Raw genomic sequence first — 23,959 nt, forward strand, 5'->3', positions numbered from 1 at the left:
AACGATTTTCGATGTTAATACTAGTCGAAACTAGCTATTAATCGACGATGTCGTTGCCTTTGTATAAGTCAAGATCCGTGCGTACTGAATCGTTTTGTACCCAGCCACGATCCGAACCGTTTACGTTATACGCAGAGTAGATTGAGATATTAGTTGGGTAATCTGCGACGTTCACAGTCAACGAGAACTTACCACTAGTAGCTAAAGCGCCATCTACGAACAATGCTTCACGGATTTCACCTGCGATTGCAGTTACACCTGAATTCGCGAGAGCGTTCAAGGTATAAGGACCATACATGGTGCCGTCTTCCGCCATAGCATCAACCCAGATAATGCGGTCAACATTTGGATTGCCTGGAGCTGGGTCAGTTGAACCAATAACATCATCGAAGCCAGGATCACGTAACTTGTTAGTTACGTAGATGATCTGGCTGATTGGTGTTACCTCGCCAGAAGCAGACTGAGCGCTGTAAGGCATATAAGGAATGTGCGTTACAGAACCGTTTACTGTCCACTCACCTGCAAATAATGCGCTCAAGTCAGTTTCTCCAAATGCAGGGTCTACTGTCAATACGCCGTCTTCTGGTGCTGTGTAAGCTGCGCCAGTGTGCGTCCAGTTAACTGTCGCTGACAATGCAAATTCGCCATCTTGCTTAGGATTATTGTACGAACTCGTTGTACCCATTAAGTCAAACATCAAGTTAGTTACGACGTCGACAGTTGCACAACGGAAATCCAATGCATTTGCGGTGTGGCTGATGTAGGTACAGCTGTTACCAGTGAATATCGCCTCGAGACCTTGCGGGTTAGCGCTGTCGATCCAACCGAACATGTTATCACCAGACAAGGTGTATTCGATTTGTTCTGTAGCACCGCCATCGATTTGAACTTCAAAGTCCCATGCACCGCCGTCTGGGTTCAGAGTAGTTGCTACGTGGAACTCGCCATCGTCAGTGAGGTAGTTGTTACCATGAGACCCACCAGCAGTACGGAACTCGCGACGATATTCCCAAACATCCAATTCGCCACTAAATTCTTTATCCACTACCAATTCAAACTGTGGACCCATTTTGAACAACTGAGTTTCCTCGTCGCCCGCTGGGACAGTATCGAACGGCCATGGGTTAGTCGTGGTCGGCCACGGTTGAGTGTCAATACGTGAGAACGTGTCAAACATTACACCAGACTGCGCAACGACCACAGGTGCATCAAAGTTGAAGCGACCAAAGTCTAACTCGATATCGTATGTGGTATCGTTAGAAGCTGTCATCTGGTCACCGTAAACGTTTGTTACACGGTAGACAAGTACAGTGTGACCATCGTTGTCAGATGTTTGCGCAACGAAATCGACCGTGATGCCTTTGTTCACATCATCATTGTCAGCGTCATCGTTGTAGCCACCTGGAGTAGCTGGGTAAGTATTACCGTCGTTATCAAAGTCACCTTCATCTAACTGCTCAGCGTAACCCACTGTTAGTTGGTTAGGATGGCCATCGATGTAAGCACCATCTTCGAAACGCAAATAGATGTAATCACCCTCTTTGTACTCGTCGTTCAGGGTAATAATGACATTTTTTGACAATACCTCGTCCATGGTAGACATGAACTCGTCTGTCGCGTAAGTAGTATCAGTGAGAGTGACGTCTGCAGCCATCGCTCCCGTGCTAGCGCCGGCAATTGCCAAAGCTACTAGCGATCGTTTAAACATGTTTGTCATGATGTTCTCCAATTTCATGAAATAAGAGATTCCGGCAAGTGAACCGCCTTCATCTCTGTTGTTATCAAATTGACCTCGTAGAACTCGGTCGCCTCGATTTTTATTGAACCTTAGGTCTTTTAAGAGTCGCAGGTCTTGCAACGAGGTGATTAATCGCGTCACAAAACACTCTATAAAAGTTAAAGTTCAAAATACTTCGTAGACTCTAAACGCAGAGTCCCCTAATTGCTTTGCTGTTAAGGTTGTTAGTTATGGTTTTTCTATACGTCCATACGCTCAACAATTTTGCAAAGTTGCTTGCAAGATTAGTCGTTAACCGAGATGTTTGTCAAGCCATCGGCGATGGTTTTTCTTATTTCTTCCCACTGTTCAATACGTTCAATGATGCGCGGCGTAATGAAAATAACCAACTCAGTTTTTTCTTTTGATTTCTTTTCTGATCTAAAAAGGTTTCCAAGTACTGGGATATCGCCCAAAAGCGGTACCTTACTGTCTCCACTGGAATTATTCTCTGAGATTAAGCCACCGAGTAGAATCGTCTGCCCGCTTTGTGCGATCACTTCAGTTTTTATTGCGCGCTCAAAGATACTGGGGTTGCCTCCCACCGAAGGTCCGGTCGGTGAGGTATTGGAAATGGTCTGATCGATTTGCAACACCACCAGTCCCTGTGCATTAATTGTTGGCGTTACTGTTAACTGCACACCTGTTTTGCGATACTCGACCGACTGGGTCTGACTTTCCAGATTCGGGGTGAAGGTGGTCGAACCGACTGTTGGGATATCGTTACCCACGTTAATCGAAGCAGAAACACCGTCGCGCACCACCAGCGTGGGGTTCGAAAGTACGTTCACCAGGTTTGAACTTTGTTGTAAATTGGCAATGAAGCGATCAAAGCCGTCGACCCAGCTTAACCGAAAGCCGCCTATATCCTGTGCACCCAGGGTTCCAAATGTACCACCGCTAAGTTTGCCGCTACGGAAAGCAAACTCGAAGCCCTGCGCAAATTCATCAGTTAGGGTGACTTCAGCAATCGTCGCATCCAGCACAATTTGTTTGGGCATCACATCAAGGCGACGAATCACCGGTAACAACGATTTGTAATCACCACCGGTAGTATAAAAAATAATCGAGTTTGAACGCTCATCGACGGTCATTCGCATGTTTTCGTTGCTTGCCGTCATACCGCCCTGCTGCGCCTGTCCTGTCGCACCACGACGTGGATCGACCTGTTGCGCAGACTGTGTGTCACGCGAGGCGTTGCCACCCATTTGGCCACTGCCCATTAAGTTTCCGATGGATGCGCCTAAGTCTGATGCCCGCGCATAGCGCGGATGATAGATGTAATACCCTTTTTCCGGACCTTTGCTGGGTTGGTCAATTTGTTGGGTCCAGTACCGGGCACGGTCGAGTACCTCTTCGTTGGACGCGAACATTGCTACAGCACCAAGTTGAATCACCGGTACCGTTAAAACCGCAACCCCGGTTCCAGCTTGACGACCAATGCTTACACCCTCGGCTTCCATAAGTTCTTTTAATTGCTCGATGTAGGCACTCGGCGCGAGGTAGGTCAGTTCTACCATCGCCACATGACGGCCGCGATTGGCCGGTACATCAAGCAACTGGACTAAATCTAAGAACCGGATAATTTCCGCGCGCGACCCTTCAACAAAAAACGAATTCTGTGCCAGATCCGCGGAAATTTTAACGCTCGAGAGGCTTCGCAAAGTTCTTTCTAATGATGTCTTCAAACCGTACTTTAATGGCACAACCTGCATGATTTTTTGTGCGGTATCAGGCACGTCTGCATACCTGCGGCCGAAGCCGATCACCACATCCATGCGGGCCTCACTACGCGGGTAAATATAATAGGTGCCATCACGCAGGGAAACATCCAGACCATTGTCGATCAGCAGTTGCCGTGACAGCGAGAACAACTCGCGTGAACTTACACTATTCGATAAGTTCAGGGTCACGTTTTGATTCAGCTCATTTTGCGTGGCGATAACGTAATTGGTCTGTAGCGCGGTGCCAAATACCGTTTCGACGAAGTTGCGCAGCGGCAATTCATTCGCACTAAGCGCGTGCGTGTCAGAAGTGCTGAAATTCTTTGCCGGATCGCTATCACTGCGCTGCAAATAGTTTTCATAATCCAGCGAGCGCAGTTGTTCAAAGCCGTTGGTTTCGAGGGTAGGTTCGTCCTCGGTTTCGTTGTCCGAATACTTAATATCATCAGCTTCAAAACGCGTTGCGTCGACCTGCAAAGGGTCTGGAGTTTGTGCACAACTGAGTACGCTACAAGCGGCTAGGAGTGCAAAACAATAGTTAAGATGCGTTCGGCTCATAATTTCCTCGTTTATTCTGCGGCGTTAATAATCGAACACCGGAATAGTTACAGATTCGTCTTCACCGCCGATAAAGGTGACGCTGTTGACGTTAATTTTGCTGACGGTGTAGCCATTCAATTCGAAGCCTTCTGTCACCTCGGTGATCTCTACACTGCGATTTTCTAGCTCTTGAGTGTCGATTAATGCGATTCTTTGTTCATTCTGCGCTGAGGTGTAAATGCCCCGCACCCGCACGCGCATGTTGCCTAAATTCACTCCGCCCTCAAGCAACGCTACTTGTGGCTCACTGACAGTAGCTTGATCTTGTTCTTGTTTCCGTTGTTCGGCAATTTCGCGCCGCCGTTCCAGCCAAGCTTCAACCTCATCACTGATCCGCGCTGTTTGAAATTCGTTTTGTGCACCCGCGTTTGCATCGAACGCGCGCGCATCGACGCTGTTATCGATATACACGCGCTGACTAAAATCAATCAGGCACAGCAACACCCCGACAATAGCAATCAGTTTTACGCTTCCCGGTAGCTGTTGCCAAGCTTTCATGACGACGTCTCCGGTTGTCGCACCGCCACTTGTATCAGCAGCGATAACTCATGATAGTTGCCGCGCTGGCGCGGAGCCTCACGTAATTCAATACTCTCGTGGCGCACAAACGGAAACTCCTGCATCAATGCCAGTTGCGCCTGAGCCAAATTGTCTATTGTTCCAATTAAACTAATTTTGGCGTTTAAAGTAGCAAGGGTCTCACTTTTCGCTTGCAGGCCGGTGACCCAGTTAAACTCAACAATACCAACCTTGTGTTTACCGAACAAAGTCTCCAGAGTTCCTTGCATTTGGATTTGTAACAACGTGGTTTCCATTACCTCTGGCAAGGCGTTGAGCACTTCCTCACGCTGCCGCAGAATCGCTTCATGAGCTGCTGTGACTTGTTCTGCGTGCTTGAGTAGTTGTTCGCTCCGTTCTACCTGACCTTGGGTCAGTGCAAGCTCAGTCGTTAGCTCGTCCTGCCAATTTAGCACAGGCTTCACCACAAACTGCAAAGCGGCTAGGAACGCGGCTACTATGAGTAATTGCTTTTGGGAGTTAGTCATTGGCGACTCCCTTGTTGCAAGGTTAAGTCGATGCGAAACCGCTGTTTCCCGCTGCCACCACGCACTGGTGACGCGAAGGCTGCTTTTTCTACCTGCGGCAAGCTATGTAGCTTCTTGAGTAGCTCTAAGGCATTTTCGGCTTCACCACCGATACTGAGTTGCTGGCCGTCGCCTCGCATGAAGGTGAAGCTGCCATTGTGGGTGTCGAATACCGCGTAAATTTCCCAGAACTGGTTAATGGTTGCACTGTTTACGTACACTTGGTTGAGTGCACCCAGGTTAGTGCTGATCCGGCTCAGATCACTTTGTAAGTTTAATAGCTCACTGACTTCCGGGGTAATTTGCTCCAGCTTATGTTTTAGCCATGTGCGTTCGAGCACAAGGTAACCGCTGCTAAGAGCTAAGTAGCTGGAGCCTACAATGGCAATTACGATAAGCGCGGGCTGCCAGGCAAAACCTTTAACTGAGGTGTGTTTTTGCCAGCCTTGGCGCCAATAGTGACTACCAAGCTTAGTTACGCCGCGGCTGATGCTATGACCTAAATCAGCATCCGTGAGTTGATGGACGTGCGTCGCACCAGGGCAACCCAATGCCAGTTGCGCCCGTTCGGAATCGCGCATCATGCTTGAGCGAACAACGGTCTGCCAATTATTCTCTTGGTTGAACAAAAAGTAGCAATGTTCGCCGCTTTCAACCTGATAGAAGCCAGTGTTGAGCGCGGCACTAAGCACCAGCGATTCGGGTAAAACTACCAATGCTTTTGCCAGTAAAGCTCGCCCTTTATCGGTAAGGGTAATGGTAAGCACACGCCGCTGACCGTCGTGCCATGGTCCAATATAGTGTTGCTTGGACGGGTCATGCGTTTTTTGCGTTAAAACTTTGCGCAGGCCTTTATACGATCGAATGGCGTACGACTGCCACACTTCCTGATACAAACCTCGCGATACAACTAAGCAGGCGACCCGGCGTTTCGGCGCTGCACTTGGCGTAGCACTTTCACCCTGAAACCATTGGCCCTGTTGGTTAACCCGCCACACCAATGACGTCAAACCGCGTTTCAGTTTATGCTGCAGCGTTATTTTGGTGTTCGTAGAAGTTGAAGCTACCATGTTGTTATCGTCGTACTTATTGTTGTACTTGTTGTTCTTGTTGAAAGTGCTTCGCATGTAAACGCAGGGGAATGGGGTGCCGTGGCCGATAGTCTATACGCCGATAAAGTTGCAACCCACTTGGCTCTGCAGTAATACGAATTCGCTGCTGTTCCCCGGGGAAAATACTACTATCAAGCGCGTCTCGTAAATTGATAAACTCTTGTAGCATTCCGACAGCATTATCGTTACTTTTTCTTAATGCTCGGATAGTATCAGCTTGCCCTTGGGTAAGCAATATCGTCAATAGTTGGTCTGGCGCCCATGCAGGGTTAAAGATCGCGACCTCCAAAGTGGTGTATGGGCGAATCAGTTCGACCTCAGCCATTGTCCAACTTGGTAAGTGCGCAAGATCCGAAAAAGACTGAAAAAATAACTGATCAGGTTGTTGTAGCCAATCACGCAATTCGGCCATCATTAGCTCGGCCTGACGTGGCTCCACCCCTAGCGCCCGCAACAAAGCTTCAATATTTTCAGTTTCAAAATTAATGTTCAACAGGCTGCCCTCGTTCTGCAATTGCACGGTCACGGCATCACCTAATGGTCGATAAGCGATGCGCTCAGGCACGGCTAGCGACTGCGGGTAGTTGTAGAAATTAATCTCCGCCAACGGGTGTTCTGGTTGGCCACGAGCCAATAACCAATTGTTGCTCAATAACAGAGCATCTAAATAATTTGCGGTAGAGTCCAGGGCAAGTTGCAGTCTTGCCTGCTCTTGCATCGCCTGTGCCCGCTCTACCGAAGAGCGTGTTTGTTGGCTCATAATTACGAGTAGTACCGAGATGATAGCAACCATCAAAAGTACTTGAAAAAGTGCCATACCCTGCTGCTTAAATATCACGGGTGTACCTCGACAGCGTTGACTCTACGGCGTCTGGAACTTCAATTAACCACCGAAACCCGTTTAAATCGATCGCAATGGCTTGTGGATGCAATACGCGCTGCATGCCATCAAACTCTTCAAACCACATTAAACTATATTGCTCAGGTCCTTCCGCAGAAACGGTATCGTTGCGCTGCCGTAGCGATTCATAACCGTAGTACCGAAATTCAACCCGCCCTACGTTATCGTATAAGATCCGGCGAAAATTAAAGGGCAACTGCTGCGAGTCAGCGGCTAAATAAACATTGTTAAGTACCGCCTCCTCGTAAACCAAGCGAAAACCGCCGTCGTCATTAGGTTCGCGAAACAAGCGGTAGACCGCGGCGGCATCTGGATTCTGAACACTGGTATGCGAAACTGCGGTAAATCCTTCTTGCCGTCCGAGGAAGTAAAAGCCGAGTCGATCATTGTCACCGTAGACGGCTTTTGAAAATGTGTTCCAGGTGACTTTTTGTACCAGACTTGTTAAATGGTGGCGCTCACCCGAGCTCTCGGCAATCCCTTTATTTCGTTGCCAGTTTTGACTGAAATAGTCATAAGCAAGGGCGCCACTTATCATCAACAACGACAGCAGCACCATAGCAATCAGCGTTTCAACTAGGGTGAAACCGCTTGCTGTAGGTTTTCGTCCCATACCAGTTCCTCGTAGTTGAATGTGCGTTGCGTACTGCCATAGTCCATGGTTAAGGTAACGGCATAGAGTCGATAACGCGGCCCATATTGACTGTAACCACCTGCGCCATCGTCGTAAAAAGGTGCCGGTGGCAGATACGCGACTTGTTCTGCTTGCCAGTTGATCTGAACGTCCTGACTGTAAAGGTCGTTACCTGAGGTTTCACCGTCATGTTGGAGGTTAAATTTGACGTTGCTGCGCACCGTATCCAGCTGCGTAAGAATGTGCATGACCTCCGCCGCCTTCACTGAGTTTTGCATGTTGTTCTGAAACGCCATCACGCCGGTCACCACCGTTGCGAATAGAATCGTCATCGCCACCAGGATCTCGATTAAGGTGAAGCCCCTACTCGCGCGTTGCATTGCTCACCTCCTCCCCCGATTCGATCAACTCCATATTCAGCTCGTGCGCAAGCTCCCGCTCACCCTCGCGCCAGGCAATCGTATCCGGCGCCCAAAACCCATGCCTATTCAACACCAGCCGCTGCTGTGGAAAACTCAAAAACTCAAACTCCACCGCCTCGCTCAACCCCGCGCCAGCACTGCCCTCCCCCCACTTATCCAGAAGGGGCTGCCCCTTCTGGATAAGTAGTTGGTTGGGGGTGGTGGTGATGGTGTAGGTACGGTTTTGGCTGTAGGCCTGAAAGCGGTAGTGGTCGAGCAGGCGCAGCAGGGCTTCGCGTTCGGCGGTGGCTTTGCTACGTTCGTATTGGTTCAGGGCGACGGGGCCAATCAGGCTGGCGGCGATGGCGATGATGGCCATCACCACCAGCAGTTCGATAAGAGTGAAGCCGCGGTTAGACTTAACGGCAGCGACCGGGATCATATTGGCATGTCTGTGACGGCGGAGATACTGAGCATCATAATAACGACGATCGTGCCAACCACAGCCCCCATAAAGAGAATTAATGCGGGTTCAAGTAAGCTAGTGAAACGCGTCACCCAACTGTAAAAGGTACGGCGGGAACGGTCGGCGATTTCCCCAAACACCCGCGCCAGCTCACCGCTTTCTTCACCGATGCTAAGCAGCGCGGCGAAATACGGCGGGTACAACCGTGATTCACCCAAACACTCAGCCAGACCTTCACCACGGTTCACCCGTTCCGCAGCACGGGAAACTTCGGTGCGCAACGATTCAGTGCGTAAGGTTTTTGCCGCCAGCTTCATACTGCGATCAATGGCGACCCCGGCGCTTAGCATAACGTGTAACGCGGCGTTAAACCGAATCCGTTCGACCAACAAATTGGCCCCCGAAACCACTGGCAATCGTTCCCTACACCAGGTTCCCAACGTCTGCACCCAGGGTTGGTCGCGGTAATGCCAGAGGGCAAAGCCGCCAAACACTAACCCTAACGCCAGCCACAGCTGATAGTTGGTAAAGAAATCACTGACTGCCAGCAACGCCACTGTGTAACCGGGTAGGTTTTCCTGATCCTGAAACAGCGAGGTCAGATTCGGCACCACAAAGTTAAAAATAAACACGATAGCTGCGATGCACACTGTCAGAATGACCGCCGGGTAGACCAGTGCCTGTTTAATTTTCTCGCGCAACTCCATCTGATAATGCAGCTCGTCGGCCAGGCGCTGAAAGGTTGCTGCCAGCTCACCGGTTTCTTCAGCGATTTGTACGAGACCTACATAGAGCGAGCTAAACACCGGGAATGCTGCCAGGCTATCGGACAACTTATGCCCTTGTTTGAGTTGTTGCAGTACATTTTGCAGCATCTCGCGCAACGCCGGTTTTTCAACGTTGTGCAGCAGAATTTCGAGGCCTTTATCGACACGCAAGCCAGAGGTAAGTAACAAACTCATTTCGGCGGTGAAGAACTCGACATCGGCAACCGTCAGACCACGCTCGCCAAAGATATTGGCATTTAAGCCACTGGAGGCTTCTTTGATGTCGGCAACGAGGAGTTGTTGAGTCTCTAACCGCGCCCGTGCGGTATCCATATCGACCGCATCAATGCGGCCTTTCTGCTCAACGCCACTAGTGTTGTAGGCGACGTAAGTGAACAGAGCCATTAGCCTGCTACCCTCACCACTTCAGCCAGGGTGGTTTCACCACGCAGCGCTTTAAGCACGCCGTCTTCGAGCAGGTTACGGTAGCCACGCTCGCGGTTTAACCGGCGGGCTTTCACCAGAAATTCCGCATCGCCAAGTAAGGCGGTCAGTTGTTCGTCACAGCGCATGTATTCAATTAACGCAACCCGGCCTTTGTAGCCCGTGTTCGCGCACTTATCGCAACCTACGGCTTTGTGCAGTTGCGGAGTGACCTCAAAACGTTCAGGTATCCAGTCCATTTTCATGTTGCGGAAATCAGCTTCGGCCTGCGGATCGGGTTGTTTGCAATGCGGGCACAGTTTCCGCGCCAGACGTTGGCCGACAATCACCTTAATTGCCGCCGACAGCAGAAACTCTTCCACCCCTAAATCCAGTAAGCGGGTATAGGCACTGGCGGCATCGTTGGTGTGCAAGGTACTAAATACCAGGTGACCGGTCAGCGCCGATTGCAATGCAATTCCAGCAGTTTCAGCATCGCGGATCTCACCGACCATGATAATGTCAGGGTCTTGCCGTACAACCGAGCGCAAGGCATTGGCAAAGGTAAAACCGATGTCACTTTGTACGTGCACCTGGTTAATGCCGTCAAGTTGATACTCAACCGGGTCTTCAATAGTGATAATTTTTACGTCAGGCTCATTCCGCCGTGACAAGAATGAGTACAGGCTGGTGGTTTTACCCGAGCCCGTAGGGCCCGTCAGCAAAATCACCCCGGAGGTCGCTTGAATATCGCGCAATAATTCAGCCTCTACATCAGGCTCTATACCCAGCGTCTTCACATCGTAGGCAAGGTTGTCCTGTAACAGGAAACGCATCACCACACTCTCGCCTTCACCGACTGGCAGGGCCGAAACCCGCACGTCGACATTCAGACCATCGATGCGTAATTCAATTTTGCCATCCTGTGGCCGACGCTTTTCGGCAATGTCCATACTCGACAGCAGTTTCAGCCGCGTCACCACCGGCAATACCATATGCATTGGAATGAAATCTGCTTCGTGCAATACGCCGTCAATGCGATAGCGCACACGACCTTTACCCTTCCACGGCTCAATGTGCATATCAGAAGCACGTCGCCGCAACGCTTTGGCAATCAGATTATTCAGCAAATTAACCGTGGGAGCTTCAGACGCCAGTTCACGTAAGCGGTCTTCTTCGAGCATGGTCAGCCCAGCATCTTCACTCGGCCCTTCGCTTTCCTGCAGCCAGCGGTTTTTCAGCTGGTTGTAAGAATCCTCACTAACGACAATAAGCTCTAACTCAAGTTCGCCCAGATTGGCGACAAATTCCAGCAGCGCCGGCTGGCTGGGATTGCTACACACCACTTTGAGACGTTGCGATTCGGCAACATAGCCAATCGGCACACACTGATGGGCAATACAGCGGCCAGCCAGTTCCGGCGGCAAGCTTTCATACAGCTGTGCCCAATGACTGTCGTCATCGAGTACGGCCTGTTGCCGATCATCATCGAGTTGTTGCAGGTCGTAAACTTCGGCGTAGTAGGCGGGTAAAAACTCAGAGCTCAACGCACCCATCCGGACCAGAATCTGCTCCAACTGACCGCCGTTGCGGGTCTGGAATTGCAGCGCTTTGGTCAGATCATCCTGATTGACCCGAAAGCGTTCGGTAAACAGCTGAGATACGTTGGCTACACTCATTGTAAGTAAATATCTGCGTTATTTTCTTCACCGCCTTCGCGGCCATCAGCTCCATACGACAATAAAGTAAAAGGAGCGCCGTCGTCACCTGGCATGCGATAAACGTAGTCGTTACCCCACGGGTCAGGCGGCACATCTTTCGGGAAGTACGGGCCTTGCCAGTTGGGCTCGTCGCTTTTCAGCAACTCATCAAGGCTTTCCGGGTAGCGCCCCATATCAAGTCGATAGGTGCTAAGCGATGTTTCCAGCATTTTCATCTGCGTTTCCGCAGTTTTAATTTTTGATGAATCGACTTTGCCGAACATCTGCGGTGCAACCAAGCTCGCCAACAACCCCAAAATGACAATAACAATTAGTAGCTCAATCAGAGTAAAACCACGCTGCTGAGTTACCTGCGCACTAGCTTTCATTCTCTACTCCATTATTCTTTATAAAACGGACTGCGAAGATCCGTCGCATGGAACAATTGCATACTACGACCGAGCATCTGACCACCATCACGCGTTAGCGGAGTCCAGCCAATAAAGCCGCGGTTTGGGCTATGTTCAGTTTGTAGGATGTCGATTGGGAAGCTGATGTAGAAGCCTTTGGTAAAGCTTCCTTCGCCATATTCACGCGACGACACATTGGTCTTTGCCGCATAAGCACCAACGATGACACCACTTTTAAACTTATGCTCAACATTTAACTGCAGACCGTTGTCTTGTGCAAGGAATTTACCGTATGCAGCCTTAATTAATGTATTTGGCATGAACCGAGGCTCGTAATAGCCGGTAATGTGACCAGTGAAGGTGTCATAGTCAAGGAAGCCCGTGTGGCTCTCATAATCACGTTGCTTCACCCAGTTCAAATCAACCCCAACCGCCCAGTTGCTATCGAGCTCACGATACAACAACTCAGTTCCAACACCACCAAACATACGTTCGAGGTAACCGGCGTACACGCTGGTATAGACATTAGGTGCAAGCTGGTTAATGTGACTTACTTGCAGGTTGCTTAACCAGATATCGCTGAAGGTCGTGTATTCCCGAATGTAGGTCCGCACCCGTGGCAGCTTCGACTCGAAACCATCAACCAGGAAGTTGAAGTCGTCGAAGTTGGTCAACAAATTGCCACTAATGGTGCCATGAGCAAAAGTGCCAGGCGCCAGCCACATGGACGCGTTCAGATCGAGCCCGAACTGATACATGTAAAAGTTTTCTGGGTTACCGAAACTCTGATCCAAAAACGGACGTACACTCAAACGCGGCCAGGTCCGACGGTACTCCGCTTCATACAGGCCGTTATCTTCAATGGCCGACAATTTCGTATTTTGCCGACTAAAAGCGTTCTCTAAATCAGTTTCTAAGTCAGTGTTGTGGATGGCCTTGCGTGCCGCTTCTAAATCAATTCTTGTGGTCGCCAACTGAATCTGGTCCACCTGCTCGACCACCTCAACATAGTTGTAGTTTTCTGGCAAACTTTGGTCGGCAATCCGGGCAACCTGGCGAATACCTTCTTCATAATCGCGATAATAACGCTGGCTACCATAAATTCGCAGCGTATCGATGTCATCAGCTTCAGCGGATCGTACGTTCTGTAACTCACTTACGGTGATGCCCGCCAGGGTCCACACGTTACTCCGAAACTTCCGAGAACTTCGCGCATCATCAACTCGCTCCGCGCGGCCTAACGCAGTTCTGGTATTTGGCGTTGGCACTCGACGATTCGCCACTTTTACCTGACCCAGACCGTTTAAATCAAGGGCGCCAGCGAAGCCGAACATGAAGGTGTTGCCACGTTCGTAACTTAGTTTTAAGGTCCAGGTATCATTTACTTTGTAATCGGCACCGAAGTTCCATGCAGAATCAACCTCAAGTTGCCCCAAATATCGTTCATTGCTGTAATCGTTGCCATCGTATTCAGCCTTGAGCACCAGCGGATCGAACGGTGTTTGATATTGAATGCCGCCGAATAGTGAGGTCTCACCACGAAACCATTTGTCAGTTTCAAATCTGCCACCACTGCCGCTAAAGCCCGTCGCGCGTGTGCAGAAGCTATCGGAAACCTCACACAACGGGTTGGTTATATTGTCGCGACGCCCCATGTAGCCCCAGCCCAAGCCAAGGGTCAGATCAACAGGCCCCAACCGTTTACTGGCGACCACATATTCACTGGCGAAAATACCGGTACCGGCTAAATCACGCCACCCTAAGGCGACCTGAGGTAACCAATAGCTCTCTTGGAGTACGCGTAATTTGACGTCAAAACCTTTGTCTTTTCCGGTTTGGTCACCACTAAATTCTGGGTTTGCACTGTATTTAATCGGCCGAATGTCGTTGTAACGAATCGTTGTTTCTAACCATGGGAACAGCTGCAGGCTCACTGCCAACCGACGGTATTCTTCATTGTCGTAATAAAGACCTGTCAAGGTTCCATAATCAGCAAAGCGCGCGTTCGGCATCTGCATTAACCCAACACCGCCGAAATCCGATTGACTGGCATAGTCCTCCGCGCTAACGCTGGTCGCGGCAAATACAGCACTAAGAGCCACTGCTACTGCGGTAAGTTTGCGAAAAGGTAATGAGGGGCTAAAAGACATCATGATTGCGGATTCCAATAGCGCGCCAGGGCGCTAATTTGCTGATTCAAATTTTGCCATTCTTCATCAAGGCTGCTTAAGTCCAGATCGACCAGAATCAATCCGTGTACCGGTGGTAGTGCTTTGGCATCATTGTAATAAGCCACTTTGGTGCGTGCGGCTAGCCCCGTCAAAGCAATTAGCTCAACTTCTGTAAGCGCATAATTATAATCGAAAAGGCCTGCCTGCTTGAGTATTGAACGCACAGTATCGGTTTCAGTAAACTTGAAGCGCTGCGCTCCCAATGGCGACACAACGGTCACCTGCCACGCACCCGGATATGTTGGCGGCAATAACTGATAGCGACCCGCTGGAAGCAACGGATTACTATCAAGATCACTTGCTGCGGCACTAAAACTACTAAACAACGCTTGGCGTTCGACATCGACACCGCTTTGCACTTCAAGTGTGTCATCAATTTTGGTAACGCCAATCCATTCTGCGCCAACCAGTGGCCACTGCGGTAGTTGTTCTGCGTAGGCGCGCGCAGCTCGTGCTAATTCAGGCTCATCTTCAGCTTGTGCAACTTGAACCAACTTTTGCAACCGCGCAACCACCTGGTTGCGTTGTTTGATCAGCTGTTCAGTTTGTTTAACACTCACTAAACGACTCGACGCCCAATAGTTCGCCGGCGCTAACTCCGCCGCCTGATAGATCTTAAGAAGACGTGGCCGCTCACCAAAACCGTAAACTTGCTCACCAACAGTTACCTCAACGACTGGTGATTGGGATTCTTGCTGTGCTTGGGCTGCAGTCAAACCAAAGCCTACCAATACTATGGTAGCTAACCTAACAAAAGGCTTATGGAAACGCCGCTGTATCATTGGAGATCTCCATTGAAAGGTTTCATTTCACGCCATACCGCATAGCCAATGCTTGGCGAAATCCACTGCTTTGCATAAACCACACGTCCGTCGACTGCGTAGAAGGTGTTGGTGAAAGCGAGTTGATCGGCATCGCCCTGTTCAGTAATTTCTGTCACCGTCAGTGCCGTTCCGTTTGGATGTTGGTAGCGACGTTGGGCACCCATTGTAAAACTGGAACTAACCTGCCATTTATGTAATTCGTTTTCACCATAATTACCGACTTCAATCTCGCGTTGCCAACCAGCAGCACAATTTGCCACAGCTGAGTCCGCCGTCTTTGCCACCAAGCAGGTCAGAGGATCAGCGGTCAAGTTACTCGTGTACAGCGGCATACCCGGAATCCCGTACGAGGTTAAGATACGGCCATAATGCGTGGTGATGGCTTCTTCACCGCCACTACGATACACCCGCTGTGCACCTGCTGTGCGGTCAAGCACCGCAACCACCTGGGGAAATTTGTCAGTACGGAGGTAAGCCGCTGCATAAGGGTAATCCGCTACTTGCTCAACGTTGAGTTCGACACCTTGATGTCCAAAAAACGCGGTTTCAGCAGTGTCCATCATACTTTTAACGCGGGTACTGCAGCCACTTAAGATAATTAGGCAAAATGCGGATGAGAGGAACAATCGGGTGTTGATTCGCATACGAGGTTCACTTACTGGTTGGTCGCTTTTATTATTTTTCAGCACCTAAAAAAATACCGCAGTGCGCACCTGCGGTATTTTCAGTTCATCGACACAAGATTAGAAACCTGTTGTCGTTGTCGTAGTTGTTGCCACAGGAGCCGTTGTCGTGGTTACCGGTGGCTCCGGCTCTGGCTCAGGTTCTGGTTCTGGCTCTGGCTCAGGTTCTGGCTCAGGTTCTGGCTCAGGTTCTGGCTCCGGTGGTGGAGTTGCATCTGAGTCGTCGTTGTCAAGTGTCGCAGCTAACGTCAATGCCACGATACCAGCAGAAGTTACAGAGCCTTTAGTGATGAAACCACCACCGTCGCTGTTGCCTTCCGCGCTGTTTGCACCTGTCTCAGCGAATGCAACTGGTGCTAACACCAAGCTGATTGCTGCAGCTAATGCAGTACGTTTAATCATAATAAATACACCTCTATGTGCTTGATCGGCCAATCATTGGAAATCTTCCAAGATTACTCTAAAGATTAGCACTTTGTTTTATTCCTGTGAAGTCTCTTTATGTAAATGTACATCCATTTGTGGATACGGAATGCCGATATCATTTTCATCTAAGGCGATTTTAATCTCGCGCATCAGTGTCCAATAGACCGGCCAGTAATCACCCACATTCACCCATGGACGAACAATAAAGTCGACCGACGAATTATTGAGTGCATGCACCTGAATATTCCAGGCAGGTTCTGCCAATAAACGCTCTTCGGCTTTTAACACAGATTCCAGTACTTCTTTAGTTTTATGCAAATCCGCATCGTACGAAACCCCAATTAACAAATCGACGCGGCGGGTATCTTCGCGACTGTAGTTGGTAATTGGTTGGCTGGTAATTTGTGCATTCGGTACAAATACAACCTTATTATCGGGAGTTTTCAAGATCGTTTGGAAAATATTTACTTCTTGCACGGTGCCGGATACCCCACCCGCGTCCACATATTCGCCAGCGCGAAACGGGCGGAAGGTAATAATCAACACCCCTGAAGCCATATTCGAGAGTGATCCTTGTAAAGATAGCGCAATCGCTAAACCGGCAGCACCTAGAATCGCTATGAACGAAGTGGTTTGCACGCCCACCTGCGACAACGCCATCAGCATCGCGGCGATAAAAATGATACTTTTAACAATAGCGCTGAGGAAACTAATAACTGCACCGTCAACCCCTTTACGGGTCATACCGCGACCAATCAGCCTGGCAACATTGTTGGCAATAATTTTACCGATAATCAAGATGAGTAACGCGACAACAAACTTAATCACGTAGCTCAAGATGATATCCTGGTTGTCGGTGACCCAAGTCATAAATTGATCCATGACCACACTCCCTTTATAGAAACTTCATATATAGAAACTTCATAATACTTATTTATTACAAGCTAAAGCTAAACGGATAAGCTCCATTAGCATCTGGTGTACCAAGAAATACCAGCACATCGGTTACGGCGCGAGGCGTCTGTATGCTTGGTTGTAATTTACCGCTTATGAATACTTGAGGTGCCTGTTGGCTGCCTGCAAGACGCGTGTCAAAACTCAAACCCACGCTGTTGTTACCTGCCATCGTAGCAATGATTTCATTTTTTGAGGAACAACTAAGAGTTGTTGCAAAAGGACCTAAGTCGGTCCACTGCTGATTTAAACGAACCGCTGTCCCCCGCGTATTCATGTTACCTACTAGTTGGCTACACCATTGGCCGCTACTTAGATCATCAAGCCGGAAATTTTCCAGCTGCAACGACCATTGACCATCAAGTGTTATAGGCACTGGCAGTTGATAGGCAACTACGGCTTGCTGCAAGTTACCGCCGAATTCGCCGGACAGCTTGATGTCACCAGCAAGCCCAAGCGCGACGTGGGCATCGCCGGCGACAACGTTAGCGCTGGGTAGTTGCACATCAACCGCTGCGGTTCCGGTGAGCAAGCGCCAAGGGTCGAGTTGCCAGCTGATATCATTAAAAACCAATCGCTGTTGTTGCGAGGCTAGCGCGTAGCTTAGGTTAGCCTGACCTTGCCAGAGGGAACCTTGCACCGCACTCAGCTCAATACCTGTGTGCGCCGGAATGAACCACAACAGCAGCCGCGCCGGCGCAAATACCACCAGGCCGACAAGATAGACTGGGATCAGCCAAAGTAGCCAACGCCAACTCATGTCAAGCCTACCTTCAGGCGCCGCACATGCACGTGACCGGGCTTATTGCCACGGGTAATATCCAGCTGCTCAATAGCCAACCCTGATTCTGCCTGCAGCGCATCAAGAAAAGCTAGTACATTGGTAAAGGGAACATCATTGAGCACCACCACCAGACTGTCGCCTTCTGGGTTCATCCGCCCGACTGCGAGCTGTTGGGCGCGGGCAAATTCCGTTACCAACCGCGGAATATCGCCCAGTTCATTGGCGCGGCGTGACGTTGATGCTGTTTGTGGTTGGCCTGATTGCTGCTTTAGTGCCAAATAACGACCCGTGTTTTCACGCACCCAGTTTAGCGTTTCTAACTGCGCGTTACGTTGTAGTTCACGCTGCTCAATACCGCTTTGCAGCGGCTGCCACAGAGCAAAATACACCACACTTATTGCCAGTACGATGCCAGCTAAACTAACTAATAGCCGTTCACGACTATTGAGTTGTTGCCAACGTAATTGAAGTTGATCATGCAACATCGCTTAACTCTCCTTACGTACTTCGAAATTGCCAGTGACCACACCATCCTGGTTGGTCACCTGGCCTTGTTTGATGGATAATCCGGTCTGCCCAGCGACTTCCTGAAAACGTTGCAAGATATCAAAGTTATCGGCATTCACTTGTAAGGTCAGCGCCTGATTACTGTAACGTAATAGCTCGACCTGCAATTTTGGCGTAGCGCGAAACGCTGGATCCAACTGGGCCAGCAGGGTCAGCCCCTGCGCCGTATCCGCAGTCGTTGCAGCATCACTGCTACCGACTTCGCTAAGGTGTTGGCGTAACTGACTACGTACGTTTACAATCCGCGATTCATTCGGAAACGCAGCGAGATAGGTTTCATTAATGGCACTGTTTAAGGCTTGGTTTTGCTGTCCTAACTGCACGAAGGTTACGACTTGCTGCGCAAACAGGGCGAGTAGAGCGATACCAGCGGCAATGGCAGCAGGGCGCCACGGCAATTGAACACTTTGCGTATTACGTTTGCGCACCACGCGGAAGTCGCCCTGACGCAAATTGATACTAGCAGCGGCGTGATTAAGTGTTGCAACTTGCAGTGGTATCTCAAACTGCTCTGTAATGTCTTGCGCAGCGATGGTAAACACCGGCGGATGATCAACGCTGAAAGCACTCCATTGGCTCTGTCGCACCAGGGTACTTCGCCCTAGTTGTAACTGACAGCCCTGCTCCATCACTGGCAACATGAAATAGTCGGGATAGATTGCGTCGCAATCGAGTCCTGCTTTCTCTAAGGTTTTGAGCCAGCTTTGTAGTCGCTCACGATTGACCACAGCGACGGGTATCGGCTGCTCAATACCGGCCGGTTTGGCATTTGCCGGCCAGGCAAAATGCAGATTTTCGATGTCACTCGCCAACTCGTCTTCCAAGGCATTTGGAATCAACTGCGGCAACAAGCGTTGCGAACCTGACGGCAGCCGCACCTCGGTCAATACCACATCCTGACCTGGTACAAACACGGTAACGTCGCAACGCTGCGCCTGTTCGTGCAGTTGAGTTAAGGCGCTAGCATCAGCCAACTCACCGCTAGCAATAACCTCACGCTGGCCCGGGTGCCAAATCAGCCACTGCAGCGGCTGCGCCAAATGAATATAAAGCTGTTCCATCAAGGTTCTCCTAACCCACGCATCAGCACTACGGTTTCGTCCGTGCCAATGTAGAGTTTGCTTTGCCCGCGTAAGACCATATCGCCTACGCTAACATGGGTATCTAGTTCAAAATAATTACTTTTTACCACCAAGTCGTCAAACATTCCGCCAATGGTTTCCGCCGTAACACCGCTAGCTTGCGGTACGCCACCAAAATTCGGGCGAATAACTTGCTGCCTCGCTTGCCGCAAAATGGAATTGTCCTGTATGCCTGCGATGCTCTCATAGCCGTCATCCGGACGCTCTACCAACGCTGCGTTACCAGCATCTGTGGTTAACCCACCAAGGCTCACTGCATGTAATAACTCACCGCGCTCGGCGGCAACGGTATTGAAATTCAACTGCAGTTTATTGCTGTTCGGGATCACGCAAACGAATGGCTTCAGCGCCTGATAGATCGGTTGACTGACACCCCGAATCAGGCGCAACTCACTTTCATGTACTAAATAGTCATTGGCCGCCTGATACGGCACCGCAAGACTTTCATAGTCAGCCCGTTCAGCACCATAGCTGCTGGCTAAACGGTCGTCTTGGTCGAGCCAGTCGGCAAGACCTTCGACGATGGTATCGGCGGTGTAGGCGTCGAGATCAGATATAGCGGCAAGCAACAACATGCGCAACTGCACTTTTCGGCGCGCCAGTACCTCGTTGCTCAGACCATCCCCTTTTAGCGAGTTCAGGTTAAAGCAACTCTGCAAGTCTTTGATCGCGACACGGATCAAGCCGCCGCCTTCAATGGGGTAAACACGTTCTTCTTCGGTTTGTTGCTGCCACACCTGATTCTTATGAACCACTCCATCGCTATCGTCTAACTGCACTTGCAAAAGGTTTCGTGCAATTTCTTCAGCACTCAGCATAAACCAGTAAGCTTGCTCGGTTTGCTGATAATTCATGGTGCGGACAACGTTCATCTGCAGTTTTTCACTCAGTTGTACTGCCAAAACCGTGACCAGCGCCACCACCAATAACACCATGATCAACGCCACACCTTGCTGGCGTTGCGGCGAGCTTCCCTGCAGCCGATTCAGTTTAACTTTCGGGTTCACTGAAATCGCCTCCGTTAAGCACGAGCACGCGAACAATAGTTCCCCATTGTTCCGTTTCCAGCGTCACTTCTAGTCCATCGGGGATCGCCATGGCATCAGTTTCTTCGGTTTCTGCCGCCATTCGCGTCGACATATCGTCGCTTTCTTCGCCTTTAATCAATGGCTTAACTTCAAATTTAGTCACGCCACGCAAGACAATGCGCTCGGTAGGCTCCTGACTGCTGCTCATGTCGACATAGGTGTAATGTTGACGGACTAAATTTTTATCTTCGTCAATTTGGTAGCGCACCGGTTGCAGCTCGCTGCGCGGCAAGAGGTTGCCAGGGTTAAACCAACCAGCACGAACGTAGTAATCACCTTGTGGTGTTCTGCGCGACACTGCCTGGCGTAGATCTTGCTCCAGCAGGAACATCGCCCGCTGCAGTTCTGACAAATTCTCGCGGGCTTCCGCGCTTTGCTCGCTAGTGCGCATCATGGTGTTCACCACCGCAGCACTGGCTAAGCCGATGATGGCAAACACCACCATCGCCACCAGCACCTCCACCAAGGTAAACCCGCCGCTGCGTCGGCGGGCTTCTGCGGTAGCTTCTGCGGTAGCCCGTACTTCTAGTACGGGTCCAGTCTGCCGCATCGCCAGTGGTTGTGTTCCGTTACCCGACCAATCGTTAAACCGGCGAGCTTCCCCCGCAGTAGAACTGCGGGCTACAGATCGTGTTTGCGGTTGTGTGCGGTTGCCCGGTGGCGCGGTGGGGTGGGTCATTGGGTGGCCTCGAGGTAGCGGCCGAGGCGATAGCTCGAGTCGGTGCTGTCCTCACTTGGTCTTACGGTGACTTCAACATACAACACAGCTTCGGTGACCGTTTCGGTAAATGTTGCCCGCCAGTGCCACTGTCGGTCACCGACGGTTTCCACGCCTTCGGTTAACTTTTGCGGCTCATCGCGCAACGACAGTCGCGCCAGCGCATTGCTTGCTGCGTAACGCGCTAAAGTACGTTCCTGCATATAAGCTAAATCATTTAAATGATTAGTTGCGGCGGCCACACCGGCAAGTGCTGCCATCGCGAAGATCGCTAGCGCCGCCATAACTTCTATCAGTGTAAAGCCTTGTTGCCTGCGCATCATTCGTTCACCGCTTGCAGGGTTACTTCATAGCCATCTGCACTGGCTAATCGCCAGCTGCGACTAGCAAATACGTCCCTTGAGCTGAGGGTAAGAGTAAATACTGAAATATCACCACTACCCAAGATCCACAATTGTGGCATGGACTGTTCTTTAGGCTCCGCACCAGGATCTTCCTCAGGGGCAAAAAACGCCTCGACGGCATCTTCATCCTGACCTAGCAACTCTTCAGTTTCACTTTCAATGTCCCAAACCAAGCTGTCGGGCCAGTTCTGTGCACGTAGTCCACGCTGATCAATCGGCTGCCACTGCTGTTCGCGCCATTGCAGAAACTCATAACCGTCGGACGTCAGCTGTAAACCTAAAATTGCATGGCGTACCAGCGCATATTCCTGCGCATAGAGGATCCGTTGCGCCAGGTCTTCCGCGGTATCACTAATCTGGTCATCTTGCTCGTCTGGAACGACAAAGGATACCGTCATCGCCAACACGCCGATGATGGCAATGGTCACCATAATTTCGACAAGGGTGAACCCTGCCTTAGCTCTGTTCAAGGTTCCAGTTGCCGATGTCATCTTCGGTGCCTGGTTGGCGATCTTCGCCGGCCGAGAAAATATCGATATCACTGTATTCACCTGGACTCAGTAGTAAGTATGCTGAACCGTATGGGTCTTTAGGTAAGCGTTGGATGTAACCTCCACGGCGATAATTACGCGGAGTCGGCTCCATGTTTGGTTCGTTCAGTAAAGCTTCCAGACCTTGCTCAGTGGTTGGGAACATACCGTTATCAAGTTTGTACTGCGACAAGGCATTTTCCAGTGCCACAATGTCTGACTTCACTTTCTGGCGATTGGCTTGCTCTGCTGAACCCAACACATTAGGCAAAATCATCGTCGCCAACAGTCCTAAAATGACAATGACTACCATCACTTCAATCAGTGAAAAACCTTTTGCTTTTGTCATACTTCCTCCAGATTACAGGCCGACCGCCTGATTCAATTGCAAGATGGGCTGAATAATCGCCATCACGATGACTAAGACCACCGCAGCCATCACAATGATCAAGGCCGGCTCAAATATTTTTAACGCCACATTCATGGTGTTTTCGAAATCACGATCCTGGTTGTCCGCTGCCCGGCCTAGCATTTGCTCAAGTTGACCAGACTTCTCACCCGCAGCGATCATGTGCAGCATCATCGGCGGGAACAATTTAGTCTGCGCCAGCGCAGCACGCAGCGACGACCCTTCGCGCACGCGATCTGCCACCTCATTGACCGCGATCTGCATGGCGCGATTACCCAGCACGCGGCCGGTGATCTGCAAACCTTCCAGTAATGGCACTGCCGAGGCCGTTAGAATACTTAAGGTACGGGCAAAACGTGCGGTGTTTACTCCTTTTATGACACCACCGATGACCGGCAGTTTCAGTTGCCAGGCATGGAATTTGTCACGGCGTTTGTTGTCGCGAAGCATTTGCCCACCGACAATCAACACCACCAGCGCAGCAACTAAAATAAAGGGGCCGAAAAACTGTAGAAATTCGCTAACTGCCAACAAAGCGCGGGTAATAAACGGCAGGTCCTGACCAATATTACCGAACTGTTCAACAATTTGCGGTACCACCGAAACCAGCAAGAAAATAATCACGCTAATAGCCACAAAGGTCAGCACTGCCGGATACACCAAGGCTTGGGTTAGCTGGCCTTTGAGTTGGTTACGTTGTTCGGTATAGTCAGCCAGGCGATTTAACACTTCGTCGAGATGCCCGGAGCGCTCGCCAGCAGCAACCATTGCAGTAAAGAGCTTATCGAAAATATGCGGGTAATCGGCCATCGCCACGGCCAGAGAGTAACCTTCAACCACCCGTGAACGTACTGCCATTACCAGCTTTTGCAACCGCGGCTTATCGGTTTGCTCAGCCACCGCTACTAAGGCCTGCTCGATCGGCATGGCGGCAGCGACCAGAGTCGCCAACTGACGGGTAATAAGTGCCAGGTCCGACGAGCTTATTTTGCGGATCTTGCGCCGTGCCCACCAACCACTGAAGCCACCCTCTGTTGCAGTCGCGGCACTCGAGGTCTGCTCAGCAACTTCCACGTTGACCGGTAGCAACCCTTGATCGCGCAACAATTGCCGAACCTGGCGTTCCGTGTCAGCCTCGAGTACACCGGTTTTTTTGCGCCCGTTGGCATCTAAGGCATGATAGGAAAACGCGCCCATAA

The 23,959-nt window shown here is 50.4% G+C and carries 26 protein-coding genes; all 26 read right to left on the bottom strand.

What is annotated here, in order from left to right; all coding sequences use genetic code 11:
* Positions 1-37 precede the first annotated feature (37 nt).
* A complete protein-coding gene (locus tag ACQ5ES_RS05575; RefSeq protein WP_445014944.1) occupies positions 38-1,717 on the bottom strand; it encodes a Slr4 family S-layer protein in 1,680 nt (559 codons plus the stop codon).
* A 305-nt stretch (positions 1,718-2,022) separates the two neighbouring features.
* The gene (locus ACQ5ES_RS05580) at positions 2,023-4,059 is read right to left on the bottom strand and encodes a secretin GspD/PilQ domain-containing protein (RefSeq protein ID WP_445014945.1); all 2,037 of its coding nucleotides are present in this window, start codon (positions 4,057-4,059) and stop codon (positions 2,023-2,025) included.
* Positions 4,060-4,083: 24 nt separating this feature from the next.
* Positions 4,084-4,599: a hypothetical protein gene (locus ACQ5ES_RS05585; protein ID WP_445014946.1), complete on the bottom strand. Its 516-nt coding sequence runs from the start codon at positions 4,597-4,599 to the stop codon at positions 4,084-4,086.
* The gene (locus ACQ5ES_RS05590) at positions 4,596-5,147 is read right to left on the bottom strand and encodes a hypothetical protein (RefSeq protein ID WP_445014947.1); all 552 of its coding nucleotides are present in this window, start codon (positions 5,145-5,147) and stop codon (positions 4,596-4,598) included. The genes ACQ5ES_RS05585 and ACQ5ES_RS05590 overlap by 4 nt, the downstream gene beginning before the upstream one ends.
* Positions 5,144-6,256 carry a hypothetical protein gene (locus ACQ5ES_RS05595; protein ID WP_445014948.1) on the bottom strand — a complete coding sequence of 371 codons (1,113 nt, stop codon included), beginning with the start codon at positions 6,254-6,256 and terminating at the stop codon, positions 5,144-5,146. Before ACQ5ES_RS05595 ends, ACQ5ES_RS05590 begins: the two co-directional genes overlap by 4 nt.
* A 16-nt stretch (positions 6,257-6,272) precedes the next feature.
* The gene (locus ACQ5ES_RS05600) at positions 6,273-7,115 is read right to left on the bottom strand and encodes a hypothetical protein (RefSeq protein ID WP_445014949.1); all 843 of its coding nucleotides are present in this window, start codon (positions 7,113-7,115) and stop codon (positions 6,273-6,275) included.
* 10 nt (positions 7,116-7,125) lie between these two features.
* Positions 7,126-7,812 (bottom strand): PulJ/GspJ family protein, encoded by a 687-nt coding sequence (locus ACQ5ES_RS05605; RefSeq protein ID WP_445014950.1) that lies wholly within the window; start codon positions 7,810-7,812, stop codon positions 7,126-7,128.
* Positions 7,776-8,213: a type IV pilus modification PilV family protein gene (locus tag ACQ5ES_RS05610; RefSeq protein ID WP_445014951.1), complete on the bottom strand. Its 438-nt coding sequence runs from the start codon at positions 8,211-8,213 to the stop codon at positions 7,776-7,778. The genes ACQ5ES_RS05605 and ACQ5ES_RS05610 overlap by 37 nt, the downstream gene beginning before the upstream one ends.
* Entirely contained in the window at positions 8,197-8,676 is a 480-nt protein-coding gene (locus ACQ5ES_RS05615; RefSeq protein WP_445014952.1) for a type II secretion system protein, read from the bottom strand. Before ACQ5ES_RS05615 ends, ACQ5ES_RS05610 begins: the two co-directional genes overlap by 17 nt.
* Complete coding sequence (locus ACQ5ES_RS05620) at positions 8,673-9,872, bottom strand: type II secretion system F family protein (RefSeq protein WP_445014953.1); 1,200 nt, start codon at positions 9,870-9,872, stop codon at positions 8,673-8,675. Before ACQ5ES_RS05620 ends, ACQ5ES_RS05615 begins: the two co-directional genes overlap by 4 nt.
* Positions 9,872-11,569, bottom strand: coding sequence for a GspE/PulE family protein (locus tag ACQ5ES_RS05625; RefSeq protein ID WP_445014954.1), 1,698 nt, complete (start codon positions 11,567-11,569; stop codon positions 9,872-9,874). The genes ACQ5ES_RS05620 and ACQ5ES_RS05625 overlap by 1 nt, the downstream gene beginning before the upstream one ends.
* Positions 11,566-11,979 carry a type II secretion system major pseudopilin GspG gene (gene gspG, locus ACQ5ES_RS05630; RefSeq protein WP_445014955.1) on the bottom strand — a complete coding sequence of 138 codons (414 nt, stop codon included), beginning with the start codon at positions 11,977-11,979 and terminating at the stop codon, positions 11,566-11,568. The genes ACQ5ES_RS05625 and gspG (ACQ5ES_RS05630) overlap by 4 nt, the downstream gene beginning before the upstream one ends.
* Positions 11,980-11,990: 11 nt before the next feature.
* Positions 11,991-14,153 carry a YjbH domain-containing protein gene (locus ACQ5ES_RS05635; protein ID WP_445014956.1) on the bottom strand — a complete coding sequence of 721 codons (2,163 nt, stop codon included), beginning with the start codon at positions 14,151-14,153 and terminating at the stop codon, positions 11,991-11,993.
* The gene (locus ACQ5ES_RS05640) at positions 14,150-15,013 is read right to left on the bottom strand and encodes a capsule biosynthesis GfcC D2 domain-containing protein (RefSeq protein WP_445014957.1); all 864 of its coding nucleotides are present in this window, start codon (positions 15,011-15,013) and stop codon (positions 14,150-14,152) included. Before ACQ5ES_RS05640 ends, ACQ5ES_RS05635 begins: the two co-directional genes overlap by 4 nt.
* Positions 15,010-15,618, bottom strand: coding sequence for a YjbF family lipoprotein (locus ACQ5ES_RS05645; RefSeq protein ID WP_445014958.1), 609 nt, complete (start codon positions 15,616-15,618; stop codon positions 15,010-15,012). The genes ACQ5ES_RS05640 and ACQ5ES_RS05645 overlap by 4 nt, the downstream gene beginning before the upstream one ends.
* 180 nt (positions 15,619-15,798) lie before the next feature.
* Positions 15,799-16,140 carry a hypothetical protein gene (locus ACQ5ES_RS05650; RefSeq protein ID WP_445014959.1) on the bottom strand — a complete coding sequence of 114 codons (342 nt, stop codon included), beginning with the start codon at positions 16,138-16,140 and terminating at the stop codon, positions 15,799-15,801.
* A gap of 78 nt (positions 16,141-16,218) precedes the next feature.
* The gene (locus tag ACQ5ES_RS05655) at positions 16,219-17,046 is read right to left on the bottom strand and encodes a mechanosensitive ion channel domain-containing protein (protein WP_445014960.1); all 828 of its coding nucleotides are present in this window, start codon (positions 17,044-17,046) and stop codon (positions 16,219-16,221) included.
* Positions 17,047-17,101: 55 nt separating this feature from the next.
* Positions 17,102-17,878, bottom strand: coding sequence for a type II secretion system protein N (locus ACQ5ES_RS05660; protein WP_445014961.1), 777 nt, complete (start codon positions 17,876-17,878; stop codon positions 17,102-17,104).
* Positions 17,875-18,387 (bottom strand): type II secretion system protein M, encoded by a 513-nt coding sequence (locus ACQ5ES_RS05665; RefSeq protein ID WP_445014962.1) that lies wholly within the window; start codon positions 18,385-18,387, stop codon positions 17,875-17,877. The genes ACQ5ES_RS05660 and ACQ5ES_RS05665 overlap by 4 nt, the downstream gene beginning before the upstream one ends.
* Positions 18,388-18,390: 3 nt before the next feature.
* Positions 18,391-19,530 carry a type II secretion system protein GspL gene (gspL, locus tag ACQ5ES_RS05670; protein WP_445014963.1) on the bottom strand — a complete coding sequence of 380 codons (1,140 nt, stop codon included), beginning with the start codon at positions 19,528-19,530 and terminating at the stop codon, positions 18,391-18,393.
* Positions 19,530-20,618, bottom strand: coding sequence for a type II secretion system minor pseudopilin GspK (gene gspK / locus ACQ5ES_RS05675; RefSeq protein WP_445014964.1), 1,089 nt, complete (start codon positions 20,616-20,618; stop codon positions 19,530-19,532). Before gspK ends, gspL begins: the two co-directional genes overlap by 1 nt.
* The gene (gene gspJ, locus ACQ5ES_RS05680; protein ID WP_445014965.1) at positions 20,602-21,378 is read right to left on the bottom strand and encodes a type II secretion system minor pseudopilin GspJ; all 777 of its coding nucleotides are present in this window, start codon (positions 21,376-21,378) and stop codon (positions 20,602-20,604) included. The genes gspK and gspJ overlap by 17 nt, the downstream gene beginning before the upstream one ends.
* A complete protein-coding gene (gspI, locus tag ACQ5ES_RS05685; protein ID WP_445014966.1) occupies positions 21,375-21,740 on the bottom strand; it encodes a type II secretion system minor pseudopilin GspI in 366 nt (121 codons plus the stop codon). Before gspI ends, gspJ begins: the two co-directional genes overlap by 4 nt.
* A complete protein-coding gene (locus tag ACQ5ES_RS05690) occupies positions 21,737-22,312 on the bottom strand; it encodes a pilus assembly FimT family protein (RefSeq protein WP_445014967.1) in 576 nt (191 codons plus the stop codon). The genes gspI and ACQ5ES_RS05690 overlap by 4 nt, the downstream gene beginning before the upstream one ends.
* The gene (gene gspG, locus ACQ5ES_RS05695; RefSeq protein ID WP_445014968.1) at positions 22,278-22,700 is read right to left on the bottom strand and encodes a type II secretion system major pseudopilin GspG; all 423 of its coding nucleotides are present in this window, start codon (positions 22,698-22,700) and stop codon (positions 22,278-22,280) included. Before gspG (ACQ5ES_RS05695) ends, ACQ5ES_RS05690 begins: the two co-directional genes overlap by 35 nt.
* Before the next feature lie 12 nt (positions 22,701-22,712).
* Positions 22,713-23,957, bottom strand: coding sequence for a type II secretion system inner membrane protein GspF (gene gspF / locus ACQ5ES_RS05700; RefSeq protein ID WP_445014969.1), 1,245 nt, complete (start codon positions 23,955-23,957; stop codon positions 22,713-22,715).
* Between the last annotated feature and the right edge of the window lie 2 nt (positions 23,958-23,959).

This window comes from Pseudidiomarina xizangensis, assembly GCF_052541995.1.